The organism is Thermococcus sp. JCM 11816 (assembly GCF_055396515.1).
Map to the genome: position 1 here is coordinate 1,442,671 of NZ_AP043741.1, position 12,734 is coordinate 1,455,404.

Below are 12,734 nucleotides of genomic sequence, written 5' to 3' on the forward strand. Positions count from 1 at the left end.
TGGAAAGGCAACCCTTATATTATCCAAGCGCCCAATCAACACGGTGATGACCATGCCGAGGATAGGTATTATCGGCGGTTCTGGAGTTTACGGCGTCTTCGAGCCTAAGGAGACCGTTAAGGTGCACACCCCGTATGGAAGACCTTCAGCTCCAGTGGAAATAGGGGAGATCGAGGGCGTTGAGGTTGCCTTCATTCCGCGCCACGGCAAGCACCACGAGTTCCCGCCGCACGAAGTCCCGTACAGGGCCAACATCTGGGCCCTCAAGGAGCTCGGAGTCGAGAGGGTTATCGGAATCACGGCCGTTGGTTCGCTACGCGAGGAGTACAAGCCCGGGGACATCGTCATAACTGACCAGTTCATCGACTTCACCAAAAAGAGGGACTACACCTTCTACAACGGGCCGCGCGTTGCCCACGTCTCCATGGCCGATCCATTCTGCCCCGAGATGAGGAAGATATTCTACGAGACCGCTAAGGAGCTTGGCTTCCCTGTCCACGAGAAGGGCACCTACGTCTGCATTGAGGGCCCACGCTTCTCCACAAGGGCCGAGAGCTTCATGTTCCGCCAGTTTGCCCACATCATCGGAATGACCCTTGTCCCGGAGGTAAACCTCGCCCGCGAGCTTGGAATGTGCTACGTCAACATAGCGACCGTCACCGACTACGACGTCTGGGCTGACAAGCCGGTAGATGCCCAGGAGGTCCTCAAGGTCATGGCCGAGAACAACTACAAGGTTCAGGAGCTCCTCAAGAAGGGCATCCCGAAGATCCCAGAGGAGAGGCACTGCGGCTGTGCCGATGTGCTGAAGACGATGTTTGTGTGATTTTTATGGTTTGAATTTTCATTATTTAACACTCTGACAAATATACGAGTTGCATGTGGGGCTGGTGCTGCCGCAATATGTACTGCTATTGGAGCTTGCAAGGGGTGAAGAGATGTGGCCACTCGTACTGGAAGTCGCACTCTCCGTTATATATTTTTCTTTTTGATTAACCTTCCATGGGCATTTGCTCTCGCATACTATCAAACTCTTGGATGGCTAGCAATTGTGCTTGCGGCGCTCTTTGCTTCTATCGCTACTGAAGTTGAGAGGGTGTTTATATTAAAACAAAGAGAGATCAAAATTAGAGACTTTGTTTTAGACTTTATAGCGTTCGTTGGAGCACTCTACATGGTCTCTCTGCTTTTGAAAGTTGGTTAAACTGAGAAGTGAGAAGTAATGAAGTTGAAGTGGGCAATAATTTTGTCGTTGGTAGTTATCCCAGTAGTCCTCTCCGGATGCATCAACAGCGCACACTCCGTAGAGGAAATAGCCTCTTACCGGATACTCAAGCTCTACGGCCTATGGGAAAAGCTCCCCGAGAGCGCAAAACGCCACATAGAGCTCGGCCTGGAGGGAAAAGCGGAGGAGACTCTAAAGGAAGACCTCCCAAACGTCCACAACTTCCTCATAGCGAGCAACGTCCTGGTCTGTGAAGCGGCCCAGAGAAAAGCTAAGGAGCTCGGTCTCGAAGCCCACATCCTCACAACCACGCTTGAAGGGGAAGCCAGAGAAGTTGCATTGGCTTTTGGTTCAGTCATTGAGGAAATCTACCGCAGGAACAGGCCCTTTGAGAGGCCCTGTGTTCTGATAGCCGGTGGGGAAACCACGGTGACTATAGAAGGAAAAGCGGGCCTCGGCGGGCCGAACCAGGAGTTCGCTTTGAGCATAGCGAGAAAGATTTCGGGCCTTAGGGGAGTTGCTGTTCTGGCGATGGACACCGACGGAACGGACGGCCCAACGGATGCCGCCGGAGGACTTGTGGACAGCCATACTGCGGAAGTCCTCAGAAACGAGGGAATAGACCTTGAGGAGTACCTGAGAAGCCACAACGCCTACGAGGCTTTGAAAAAGGCTAAGGCCCTGGTAGTGACTGGTCCTACGAGAACTAACGTTAACTCGATAGTAATTGGGGTGATTCTTTAGCAGGTTTTTCTTGTTTTTGGTTGACTCAATTGATGGGGGCTTGTTCATTCTGATTTTGCATTATTTTTTGGCTAAGTTTAGCGTTACTTTTAGCGAGTCTGCTTCCTGTTCAACTTTGATCCAAAACCTGTTGAATTTCTTCAAGTCGCTCTTGACGTTCTCATCGTTCGTAAGAGCCATAAGCATGTATTCCACGAATTGCTCATGAAAGACGGGGTTGTAGTAGTCCGCGTAGTGGGGGAAGTTTAATCTCCAAATCCTTCCGTCTGAGTATCCTGGGGGTAAATAACTTTTTTCTTCGAGGTTGGCAATGTTTTTGTCGGAAATCAAATGGGGATATCTGTCCTCAAGGATCTTCCTTAGATCTGTGGATATTCTGATCAAGTCTGTAGGGCTGAACACGTGATCCTTTTGCTTAAAGTCTTCAGCTGATAGGATTCCGATTTCTCTAACTATCGCGCCGTTTTTATCCCTGCTTATCTCATAGACAGTAGCGTTTGAAATGAATAGCCTCTCGCCAAGGGTTTCTTGCCTGTAGACTGCCAAGTCGGTGTAGTACGTCCCCAGATCCATAACGGGTGGATGCTGATCAAGAATAAAGTACTCCCCGTTGATCTTTATCGCCACGGCCGCGTGTCCTATCGGCGAGTTCTCGAACTCAATGCTGAATACGTAAACAGGAGAGTAGTTCATTTCGAACAGGAGCGCAGCTGTTAAGATGGCATAATCCCTGCAGACGCCCGCTCCTCTCTGGATGGTCTCATAGGGTGTTTGGATTTCAACACCCGGCGCTGCATCGACTCTGCTTATTCTTCCGTTGGAAGTCCAGATAATCGGTGCTGGGAGGGAGGTTTTGGAATAGTTGTACTCTATGTTCTCGTGGAGCCACTCCAGAGTATTCCAGGCGCTTTCCTGGAGACTCTCTCCTTTCAACTGGCTGGCGAGATTGGAAATTTTTGAGAGTTCTTCTTCAGTCAGAGCACATTTAAGGGCGTCTTGGAAAATATATCGCCAGTAGCTATTCGAACAAGGTGATTCAGGGGTTATTAGTGGTGCTTGTTCTGATGTATGCGTTGGAGTGCTCGTAGAGTAGATCGGTGCAGTATTGGTTTTGTCAATTGTTTGAGTACCTGAGTATTCTGGTATGTGGGTGCTGGCTCCTTGGGAGGAACCGCTCGAATTCCCGAGGAAGGGTATCCCAAGGTTATTGAAACTTCCCCGGGAATACAGATAGCCGGCCAGGAGTAGTATCAGGAGAGCGATTCCGATGAGAGCATATTTGCCATGTTGTCTCCCCCTATGTTTCCTCTCCGGCGTGTATGCCTGTGAGTAGACGCTCTCTGGGATGATGACCCACCGCTTTCCGTCCCTGATTTCAAATCTGATTGAAGGTGAACGGGGAAGTACTTTTTTGACTCTGGAAGTTTCTATGTGGAGTTCCTTGGGAGTTACATAAATGCTGCCCCAATCTTTAAATCTGTTTTTGACGTTTATTATCACGTCCTCGTAGCGGGTGCGCTCTTTGGGTTTCCATGTTCCAGAACTCGATGGAACTCTAACAGGCTCCCTCTGGGGAATGAACCTCTTTTCGGTTCTAGTAGACGTTCTCCTGGCACCGTACAGGCTCTCCCTTTTGTTCTCGTACCCTTCCCAGAATTTCTTTGTGTATGGGTAGCACGGGTGACCATCTTCACGGTGCCATTCCTCTTCTAGAAACACTCTCAACTCAGGATGCTTTCTCCAGAGTTCTTGATATCTGTCGAACGTCAACACGAGAGCAGGTTTAACGTGCTTTTCACAGAACCACTCGCCACAGTGAGGGCACTGATAAAGCTTCTTTTCGCTCCTATCGCCGTCGTAAGCTGCACATCTTGGGCAGACGCCGAAATCTCCGGCTTTTTCTCCTGAAGGGCCATTAACATCCTTATCCTCGTTAACATCCGCTGTTTCCGTCTCTTCAGGATGATTTCTATCGGCGGGTTCTCTCACGGCTTTTGTGGGCTGCCCTTTTCTGATTTTTTCGACTTCAAACACGAAATCTGAGAACACCTCAACTTTTCCGGTGAGGTACTCCTCGATCTTCTGTCCTAGGAGTATCAGATCCCTTCCGACTTGTTTGGCAGTTTCCTCATCTGCGCTGTGAAGGCGGCGGTATACGTAGTTTATCGTCTCTATGTACTCGTGGAGGATGTCCTCTGAGACGTCGCCAAGATTTTTTCTAGAGTACCTGTACCACAGCTCATCTCTCCAGTCCGCCAAAAACTTGGCCATTAACTTGGGGATTGGGTACTCCGTGACGTCTAGTGTTCCATCCTTGTAGTGTACAATGGGGCCACTGTGCAATGTGGCGATTATTGAGTTTAGAATCGGATTTATGACCCTAGTTATAAGGTAGTGTAGATCTTTAGATGGCAGATCGTCCACCATAACTCTCACCGGGAGTTAATTGTGAATTTGGTTTGTTTCATATAAATCTTTTGGAGGTTCAAAGTATTGTACAACGAAGGTTGAATGACCTTTATGATGGATGCAGGAAATCATTGTTTTCGTTTTCCTGTTTCTTTGAATCCAACATCTTTTTAACTTCCATCAGAAACAGAACTTTTCAAAGGGTTAAAAGGTGGTCCCCATGAGCATTCTCATCAAGAACGGCCACGTCATATACGGCGAGAACCTCGACGTTGTGAGGGCGGACGTCCTCATCGAGAGCAACAGGATTGTAAGCGTCGAAAGAAACATAAACGAGGCCGCAGATACCGTCATAGATGCCACAGGGAGGGTAGTTTCTCCTGGCTTCATAAACCTGCACACCCACTCGCCGATGGGCCTCCTCAGGGGGCTCGCCGACGACCTACCGCTGATGGAGTGGCTCCAGAACCACATCTGGCCGAGAGAAGCTAAGCTCACTCCCGAATACGTCAAAGTCGGTGCCTATCTGGGCGCTCTGGAGATGATCCGGAGCGGAACTACGACCTTCCTGGACATGTACTTCCACATGGACAAGGTGGCAGAGGCCGTCCTCGATGCTGGCTTAAGGGGATACCTTTCCTACGGCATGATAGACCTCGGCGATCCAGACAGGACTGAGAAGGAGCTGAAGGAGGCCCTCCGCGAGATGGAGGCGATAGAGAAACTAAACTCCGAGAGAGTCCACTTCGTCTTCGGGCCTCACGCGCCTTACACCTGTTCGATAGCTCTCCTGAAGGAGGTCAGAAAACTCGCCAGCGAGCACAACAAGCTCATAACCATCCATGTGAGCGAGACGATGGCGGAAATAGGCCAGATAACCGAGCGCTACGGAAAAAGCCCCGTCGTCCTCCTCGACGACATCGGCTTCCTTGGAAACGACGTCATAATAGCCCACGGCGTCTGGCTGGACAGCAGGGACATTCAAATATTGGCGAGGCACGGCGTTACAGTTGCCCACAACCCCGGAAGCAACATGAAGCTCGCGAGCGGTGTCATGCCCCTCGAAAAGCTCCTAAACGCTGGCGTCAACATCGGCCTTGGCACAGATGGAAGTGCGAGCAACAATAACCTCGACATGCTGGAGGAGATGAAGCTCGCGGCCCTGCTCCACAAGGTTCACAACCTCGATCCCACAATAGCGGACGCCAGGACGGTCTTCAGGATGGCCACGCAAAACGGGGCAAAGGCACTGAGACTCAACGCTGGAATAATCAAAGAGGGCTATCTGGCTGATATCGCCATAATCAACTTCAACAGGCCGCACCTCAGGCCCATCAACGACGTGATAAGCCATCTCGTTTATTCTGCCAACGGAAACGACGTTGAGACGACGATAGTAGACGGAAAAATCCTGATGCTTGACGGGGAAGTTCTGACCCTCGACGAGGAGAAGGTTATCAGCGAGGCCGAGAAAGTCTCAGAAAAGCTCGCCTGAGTTAGCGTTAAATCCTCTTCTTTCCTATTTTCTCTGGTGGTAGTCGTGGTAGAGTTTGAGATCGTTAAAGGGGACATAACCCGCTTTCCGGCCGAGGCGATAGTCAACGCCGCCAACAAGTACCTTGAGCACGGTGGGGGAGTTGCCTATGCCATAGCAAAGGCCGCCGCAGGCGATCCGAGGGAATACATCAGGATAAGCAAGGAAGCCATGCGCGAGCAGCTTGGAAAGGACCACATCGAGCATGGGGAAGTTGTTGTAACGCCGGCGATGAGGCTGGAGAAACACGGCATCCGCTACGTCATCCACACGGTCGGACCCTACTGCGGTGGAATCTGGGACGAGGACAAGAAGGAGAAGCTGAGGAAGGCCATCCTCGGGGCGCTGAGGAAGGCGGAGGAGCTTGGAGTCAAAACGATAGCCTTCCCGGCGGTAAGCGCTGGCATCTACGGCTGTCCGCTTGAGAAGGTTGTGGAGACCTTTAAGGAAGTCGTAGAGGAGTTCGGAAAGGAAGCTGGGAGTGTTGAGAGAGTCTATCTTGTGCTGTACTCGGAAAAGGATTACGAGAGGGCTCTGAGAGCTGTTTGAGGGCGGGTCCGGAAGTTCGTGGATGAAATGCCTCTGGTAGTCCTGTGGTGTTTGAGGTGAACGCTGTGAAAGAATACGCCAGGCTTCTCTTCCTTCTCAGGCTCTTCCTGAGGGTATTTGCCTTCGGCTATCCTCTTTTTCTCACGGTTATGTACAACTTCTGGATTTTCACGAGAATTCCTTCTTGGGCGCTAGTGGTTTACATCGCCTTAATGGGTGTGATTGAGCTTATTGTCCTTATTTTCTCTGAGAAGCCATGGATAGGGGCTTTAACAAAGGTTTACCTGGCGCTTGCGATCGTCTTTGAGTTCCCATCTGCGGTGGTGGAGCTCCTGGTAAATGGCCGGACTTATGGGTATGCACCATTTTTTGGATGGGCGCTCCTGTGGTATTTGCCGGTGTTTTTGGTTAGTCTAGTTTATTGTAAAATTCAAAGAGCGTGTGGGCGTCCTAAGAATCTTAGGAGGTATGCCTCATGAACGTGAGGAGGAAGGCCAGAACTATCTCTATATTGATCTTTGTTTCTCTTTTTATACTGTTCATACATTTTGAAGCAGCCTATTCTTTCGGCTTCCTTGGTTTAGAATGCCCAGTTTTTGGAACAGTTATTTATGGGAGTTTTTGTCGGCTCTTTGCTTGGGGAATGTTCTTTTTTGGTCTGCTCTTCCCAATATTTTTCCTTGCTGGTCGTTTTTGCCTTTCAGGTGGAGTTCTTGCGATATACTTTGTTGTTACATTCTTTGCCGCTTGGAAGTGGGTGAGCTCCGAGAGAGTTCTAGCCTTCGCTGGCTTTGTTCTTTCATTGGTTCTATCGTGGAGTAAAGTTACCCCCTTTGCTCTCAAAAAGAATTTAGTCGAGTCTGCGGTCATTGTACTACTCGCTTGGGAGTATGTGCTGTTTGTCCTTGGGACTCTAACGTACGCCGTTTTATTTGGATACAGATGGCTTTGCTCCGATAATTTCCCTAGATTTAGTGCACTCTGCACTCTTCTCGCTTACTTCTTTACTATAATCGCTGGGGTGTCCCCTCTTATCCGGGGAAAGAGTGCCGTTTTCAGGAGCATATCTCTGTCCATTTACTTCCTTTTTATGGTGTTCTTGAGCGACGGGGATTTCTTTATGGAGATGGGAGCGGGGGTAGCTATTGTTATTCTCGCTCTTGATTTCGTCAAAAATGTAGGACTTTACCGTTAACTTCCGACGTTGGTTTTGGTAGGGGAATTTTAACCTGTGGTTGTTCAGGTAGATTTAAGTTGTCTAGATTTTATGATATACTGGTGATGAATATGGGCGCCCTTTTTAAAAGGAGCCTGCTTTTGATTTTGCTGTTATCGCTGTTCTCTTCTCCCTTCGTCTCAGGCGGGAGATGCATCCCCTACGAGGCCTACTCAATAACATCCGTGCTGCCTGGAGGTGGCTATGCGTTTATCGTTATCCATCATTCCGAGTGGATATGTGGGGAAATCGCCGGGGAGAAAGCCCTTCGCCGCAACATGCCCGATGGGGAGTACGACCTCTACTACCTCTTCAACGGAAGCGACCTGCTCTTTTTGGGGAAAAGCAACCCTTTACTCGGTGAGCCATCGATAGTGACGAAAATCAACGGGACTTTCTATATCCTGCAGCGAAGGGAGAAAACTGTTCCCCACGGGAACGTTACGCTGATCGTCAACGGTGAAGTCCGTAACTTCACGATTGCCGCCAGGAGGATTGAGACGAGGGTTTACCGATTTGATGGATGCGCCGAGATGGTCTGGAACTGCACGAGAGTGGAGCTTCAGAACGGCACGGTGGAGTCGGACTGTACGGAAAGTCCCGTACTGGACTACTTCTTCGCTGGGAATACTGGAAGTCTGGAGGGCATCAGGGGAAAAATTAATGACGGCTTCGTAACTTTTGAGAACTTGAACTTCAGAATCCCCGTTTCCGAGTTTGAAAGGTATTTCTCAGACTTTTTTGAAGGCAAAGAGCTCTCCAGGGCTTTATCTGCTCTATATGCACTGCCCTTTGATAAAGGGATTCTAATTTATTATCCTGACGAGATTAGAGTTGAGAAAAGCGGTTTCCTTTCGGAGCTTCCGCTCGTGTTCTTTTACAATGGGAAGAATCTGAGGCGCCTCGATTTGAGTACGGGTATTCAAGAACTTCCGGAGTGTAGAGAAACCCTCGGCCAGCCGGATCAAGAAAAGGTATGCGGCATTGGCACCCTGCTTCTCCTGGCGCTCGTGCCCTTAGCATCAGGGAAGAAAAGCGCGGCGATGCTAAAACAGCAACATCACGGCGATTAAAAGGCCCACAAGAATCACCGGGCCGACGAGGAGCATCGCCACCGCACTCTCCTCTGTCATCTTGTCTGGCCCGTGTTTTTGAACGAGCCACAGGCCGACAAAGAAGCCCGAAGCGATTCCCATCAGCCACCCGAGTAGGTTGCCTCCGTGTTTGTAGCTCTCAAAGCGGAGCTTGGAGAAGAGCAACATCACCCCATAGAGCAGGGAAACTCCAAGGATGGCCCTGGGCGTGCTTTTGATCCTTGCAACGTAGGCATAGGAAAGCGCCCAGCCGAGCATGAACAGGAAGCCGAAGATGGCCTCAACGATCATGGGTGCCCCCGAGATTATTACGCCTGTGAGTATAAAACTCTTGCGATGCCCTTTTATTATTTCCCTCCGAAATTGTACTGGTGGTGCGCATGAGAATCGAAGACGTTTATATCTGGGACATAAACGCTAAGTGGCTTGGGATTTCACCGGTTCAGCTCATGGAGAACGCAGGTGCTGGAGTCGCGAGAGTTATCGAGGAGCGCCTCGGGAAGGGGCTTAAGGTAGCGGTCTTTTCTGGAACTGGAAACAACGGGGGCGACGGCTTCGTCGCGACGAGACACCTCAGCTTCGAGAACGATGTTACCCTCTTCCTCGTTGGCGACGAGGCGAAGATAAGGAGCGATGAGGCAAAGCACAACTGGGAGATTCTCAAAAAGCTTGACTTCGTTAAGATCAGAATTCTAAAGGACTCGTCTTACATCAAGTCCCTCGACCTTTCTGGCTTTGATGTTATAGTGGATGCGCTCCTTGGAGCGGGCACTAAAGGGGAGCCGAGGGAGCCGATACGGAGCGCCATCGAGAAGATAAACGAGTACTCCGGAAAAGCCAAGATAGTCAGCATTGACCTGCCAAGCGGTTATCCGAGCGATCTCCGCGTTAAGTGTGATTTTGCCGTCACTTTCCAGTGGGACAAGGAAGAATACGGGGGTTTCGAGCGCGTTATCGTGAAAATAGGCTACCCGAAGGAGCTTTACCACATAGTGGGCCCGGGCGATGCCAAGTTCGCGCTGGGGAAGAAGGGCGAGCACAAGGGGCAGAACGGGAAGCTCCTCGTGATCGGTGGGAGTGAGGACTACTTCGGAGCGCCTTATCTCGCGGCGAAAGCGGCTTCATACCTCGTTGATCTGGTCTACCTTGCGATGCCCGAGTATTCGGCGAGGAGAATAAACGACCCCAACGTAATCCTGCGTCCCTTTGAGAGGAGAAACTTCAGGAAGGAAGACGTTGAGGACGTTCTGGCAATAGCTGATGGGGTTGATGCAGTCGTTATCGGGCCGGGAATTGGACAGAGGGCCGAGACAAAGGAGTTCATCCTTGAGTTCCTCCGCTGGTGCGAGAAGCCTGTAGTTATAGACGCCGACGCCCTGAAGGCCGTCGCCGAGGATTTGGACGTTCTCAAGGGCAAGAACTTCGTTCTGACACCCCACGCCGGTGAGTTCAGGATACTGTTTGGTGAGAAGCCTGAAGGAAGCCTTGAAGAGAAGGCGAAGCTCGTGGTGGAGAAAGCAAAGGGCGTTGGGGGAACGGTCCTGCTCAAGGGAGCCTATGACATCATAAGCGACGGGAAGGTCTGGAAGTACAACAAAACCGGCAACAGGGGCATGACGACCGGCGGGACTGGAGACGTTTTGGCTGGCTTAGTTGGAGCACTCCTTGCGCTTGGAAACTCTCCGCTGAGAGCCGCCTCTGCTGGGGCCTTCCTAAACGGCCTCGCTGGCGATATGGTGAAGGAAGAGATGGGAGAGAACTTCACGGCTTTGGACGTTGCCGAAAAGGTGCCGCAGGCAGTAAAGTGGGTGCTGGAGTTTTGAGGTGGTCTCATGAAGCGAGTCGTTGGCCTCTTTCTCTTTTTAGTTCTCACCTCGGTTGTGGTTTTTACATTTCTCCTGGACTCATCCGAGAAGTATCCAGCCAGGTTCCACGCGGAGTTTCAAAGACCGGTAGAGTTTAACGGAGCCGAGTTGCTCAAGGGCTATCCAAACGCCGTCACCCACGTTGCCGTTTTTCGCTTTAAAGAGTCACCAGCGGGAAAGAACGTTTGGGAACTTGAAGAAGTCTTTGACGTTGCCCCCGACTACGTCATCGTCGAGATACAGGACGGCTCAACGCTCTTCTGCAGGGCGGAGAGCCTGAATGACACTTTTGTTTTCAGGGGAGAGAACTGCTACAAAACTCTTGATGATGCCTTAACGAGACGCATAACCTTGACCGGCTGTCTCAATGCCACCTACATAGGTTACAGCCTAGAGAGGAATGCAATACTAATCTTCAAGTTCAGGACAGCGAATGAGACCACCTGCGTGAACGAGACCGTCGAAGTGAGGGGGAGGCTCTACGATGTGCTGGTAAGAATTGAAACGGGAAATGGGACGGTTGAGATTCCGGTCGAGAGAGTTACAGGAAGTTATCTAACGGATGAGGTCTATGAAATCCAAAAGGAATGAAAAAGGGGGCTATCATCCAACCCCGCAGTAGCTCCAGACGGTGTAGCCGTACTGCCCGCTGGCAGGGTCGTAAGCTGGAGCTTCGAGATAGACCCAGCCGCTCGACTCGACGTACTTGTCTACCCAGCCTCTGAGGTTGCCGGTGTACTCGTGGATGCACGCGCCCGCGAACTTCGGCACGTACACCCACCTTCCGACCTTGCTAGAGCCGAGGTTGATGTACGTTATCAGTCCCGGCCTCTTGGAGTCGCCGTTCCTCACGAAGATCAGCTCGTCGCTGTCGTAGTAGACTATGCTCGTGCTTCCACCCGCGAGGTGGTCGTGTATCCAGATTAGGTTGTTAAGCTTGTCCTTGTTGAGCCACTCCTCGTAGTCGCGGTAGAATATGACGGGCTGGCCCTCGTAGGTGAGGATGAAAGCATAAGCAGGGTACTTGTTCCAGATTATATCGGTGTCGTGGTTTGCTACAAAGGTTACGGCCTTGAACGGGTCGCGAGAGACGACGGTTCCCCCGTTCTGGAGGGCATCAACCAAGGCCGGGATGTTGGTGTTGTCAAAGGCCTCGTCCATTTTGTAGTAGAGCGGGAAGTCGAAGACCTTGGCGCCGCTCGAGTATGCCCAATTGAGGAGTGCATCAACGTTCGTGTCCCAGTACTCACCGACGGCCCAGCCGCCCCACCAGTTGAGCCAGTCCTTGACGACCCACGCTCCGTAGCCCTTTACGTAGTCGAAACGCCAGGCATCAACGCCGATGCTCCTTAGGTAGGCGGCGTAGCTCTCGTCGCTCGCCCAGAGCCAGTGCTGGTCCCACTCCTTCTCGTGGGCTATGTCTGGGAAACCTCCAAATGTGCCCTCGTCACAGCACTTGACCTCGTTGGGGTGGAAGTCGAGGTAGTTGGCGGTATATTTGCCCGAGGCCACCTTCGAGAAGTCCGTCCAGGTGTAGTCCCCAACGAACGGGTTCCACTCGAGGTCTCCGCCCGCGCGGTGGTTTATGACGATATCAGCTATGACCTTTATGCCGTAGGCATGGGCGGTGTTTATCATGTTGATAAGCTCCTGCTTTGAGCCAAAGCGAGTTTCAACTGTTCCCTTCTGGTTGTACTCGCCGAGGTCGAAGAAGTCGTATGGGTCGTAGCCCATTGAATAAGCTCCTCCCATGCCCTTGCTGGCTGGCGGAATCCAGATGGCGGAGATTCCAGCCTCGTACCACTCCGGTATCTTGCTTCTGATTGTATCCCACCAGATTCCTCCCGCTGGAACGTCCCAGTAGAAGGCCTGCATTATAACGCCGCCTTCTTCGAGTTCGGAATACTTTGCGGCGCTAGCTGGCTGTGCAACGGCAGCCATGCTCACTACGAAAAACATGGTTATGAGCAGGGCGACAAACTTCTTCATGGAACCACCTCTGTGTTCAGCGGTGTCTCTATGTATCACTGCTGGTGAAATATTTAAGTTTTGCCATTTAAGAACATTGGAGAACATTACTATGCACAATGCTCAATAT

The 12,734-nt window shown here is 51.1% G+C and carries 12 protein-coding genes and 1 pseudogene; 10 read left to right on the top strand and 3 right to left on the bottom strand.

Going from position 1 to position 12,734, the window contains the following annotated elements; genetic code table 11:
• Positions 1-52: 52 nt before the first annotated feature.
• From ACZ5TN_RS08190 to ACZ5TN_RS08200, 3 genes and pseudogenes are all read left to right on the top strand, one after another.
• Positions 53-826: an S-methyl-5'-thioadenosine phosphorylase gene (locus ACZ5TN_RS08190; protein ID WP_011250846.1), complete on the top strand. Its 774-nt coding sequence runs from the start codon at positions 53-55 to the stop codon at positions 824-826.
• 114 nt (positions 827-940) lie between these two features.
• The gene (locus tag ACZ5TN_RS08195; protein WP_011250845.1) at positions 941-1,204 is read left to right on the top strand and encodes a hypothetical protein; all 264 of its coding nucleotides are present in this window, start codon (positions 941-943) and stop codon (positions 1,202-1,204) included.
• 114 nt (positions 1,205-1,318) lie between these two features.
• Positions 1,319-1,969, top strand: a pseudogene (locus ACZ5TN_RS08200) (glycerate kinase type-2 family protein); the annotation flags it as partial.
• 60 nt (positions 1,970-2,029) lie between these two features.
• On the opposite strand, the gene ACZ5TN_RS08205 reads toward ACZ5TN_RS08200, so the two are convergent.
• A complete protein-coding gene (locus ACZ5TN_RS08205; protein ID WP_464916458.1) occupies positions 2,030-4,396 on the bottom strand; it encodes a transglutaminase-like domain-containing protein in 2,367 nt (788 codons plus the stop codon).
• 202 nt (positions 4,397-4,598) lie between these two features.
• Here ACZ5TN_RS08205 and ACZ5TN_RS08210 point away from each other — a divergent pair, with 202 nt between their 5' ends.
• The 5 genes from ACZ5TN_RS08210 to ACZ5TN_RS08230 all read left to right on the top strand — a co-directional run bounded on the left by ACZ5TN_RS08210 (position 4,599) and on the right by ACZ5TN_RS08230 (position 8,750).
• Complete coding sequence (locus tag ACZ5TN_RS08210; protein WP_011250842.1) at positions 4,599-5,873, top strand: amidohydrolase family protein; 1,275 nt, start codon at positions 4,599-4,601, stop codon at positions 5,871-5,873.
• Between the two features lie 45 nt (positions 5,874-5,918).
• Positions 5,919-6,461 (top strand): [protein ADP-ribosylglutamate] hydrolase, encoded by a 543-nt coding sequence (locus ACZ5TN_RS08215; protein WP_464917587.1) that lies wholly within the window; start codon positions 5,919-5,921, stop codon positions 6,459-6,461.
• Between the two features lie 56 nt (positions 6,462-6,517).
• Positions 6,518-6,940, top strand: coding sequence for a hypothetical protein (locus tag ACZ5TN_RS08220; RefSeq protein WP_464916459.1), 423 nt, complete (start codon positions 6,518-6,520; stop codon positions 6,938-6,940).
• Positions 6,937-7,656 carry a hypothetical protein gene (locus tag ACZ5TN_RS08225; RefSeq protein WP_464916460.1) on the top strand — a complete coding sequence of 240 codons (720 nt, stop codon included), beginning with the start codon at positions 6,937-6,939 and terminating at the stop codon, positions 7,654-7,656. Before ACZ5TN_RS08220 ends, ACZ5TN_RS08225 begins: the two co-directional genes overlap by 4 nt.
• A gap of 86 nt (positions 7,657-7,742) precedes the next feature.
• Positions 7,743-8,750, top strand: coding sequence for a hypothetical protein (locus ACZ5TN_RS08230; protein WP_464917588.1), 1,008 nt, complete (start codon positions 7,743-7,745; stop codon positions 8,748-8,750).
• Here the strand turns inward: ACZ5TN_RS08230 and ACZ5TN_RS08235 are convergent.
• Positions 8,724-9,062: a hypothetical protein gene (locus tag ACZ5TN_RS08235; protein ID WP_464916461.1), complete on the bottom strand. Its 339-nt coding sequence runs from the start codon at positions 9,060-9,062 to the stop codon at positions 8,724-8,726. The two genes, ACZ5TN_RS08230 and ACZ5TN_RS08235, sit on opposite strands and share 27 nt — an antisense overlap.
• A gap of 89 nt (positions 9,063-9,151) precedes the next feature.
• On the opposite strand from ACZ5TN_RS08235, the gene ACZ5TN_RS08240 reads away from it, so the two are divergent.
• Complete coding sequence (locus ACZ5TN_RS08240) at positions 9,152-10,594, top strand: NAD(P)H-hydrate dehydratase (RefSeq protein WP_464917589.1); 1,443 nt, start codon at positions 9,152-9,154, stop codon at positions 10,592-10,594.
• Positions 10,595-10,603: 9 nt separating this feature from the next.
• The gene (locus ACZ5TN_RS08245; protein ID WP_464916462.1) at positions 10,604-11,227 is read left to right on the top strand and encodes a hypothetical protein; all 624 of its coding nucleotides are present in this window, start codon (positions 10,604-10,606) and stop codon (positions 11,225-11,227) included.
• A 12-nt stretch (positions 11,228-11,239) separates the two neighbouring features.
• On the opposite strand, the gene ACZ5TN_RS08250 is transcribed toward ACZ5TN_RS08245, so the two are convergent.
• Positions 11,240-12,625, bottom strand: a complete 1,386-nt coding sequence (locus ACZ5TN_RS08250; RefSeq protein ID WP_464916463.1) for an alpha-amylase — start codon at positions 12,623-12,625, stop codon at positions 11,240-11,242.
• Positions 12,626-12,734 lie beyond the last annotated feature (109 nt).

Coding starts and splice junctions, on each gene's coding strand:
- ACZ5TN_RS08190 (WP_011250846.1), top strand. CDS start 53: ATGCCGAGGATAGGTATTATCGGCGGTTCTGGAGTTTACGGCGTCTTC.
- ACZ5TN_RS08205 (WP_464916458.1), bottom strand. CDS start 4,396: ATGGTGGACGATCTGCCATCTAAAGATCTACACTACCTTATAACTAGG.
- ACZ5TN_RS08210 (WP_011250842.1), top strand. CDS start 4,599: ATGAGCATTCTCATCAAGAACGGCCACGTCATATACGGCGAGAACCTC.
- ACZ5TN_RS08225 (WP_464916460.1), top strand. CDS start 6,937: ATGAACGTGAGGAGGAAGGCCAGAACTATCTCTATATTGATCTTTGTT.
- ACZ5TN_RS08230 (WP_464917588.1), top strand. CDS start 7,743: ATGAATATGGGCGCCCTTTTTAAAAGGAGCCTGCTTTTGATTTTGCTG.
- ACZ5TN_RS08235 (WP_464916461.1), bottom strand. CDS start 9,062: ATGATCGTTGAGGCCATCTTCGGCTTCCTGTTCATGCTCGGCTGGGCG.
- ACZ5TN_RS08240 (WP_464917589.1), top strand. CDS start 9,152: ATGAGAATCGAAGACGTTTATATCTGGGACATAAACGCTAAGTGGCTT.
- ACZ5TN_RS08245 (WP_464916462.1), top strand. CDS start 10,604: ATGAAGCGAGTCGTTGGCCTCTTTCTCTTTTTAGTTCTCACCTCGGTT.
- ACZ5TN_RS08250 (WP_464916463.1), bottom strand. CDS start 12,625: ATGAAGAAGTTTGTCGCCCTGCTCATAACCATGTTTTTCGTAGTGAGC.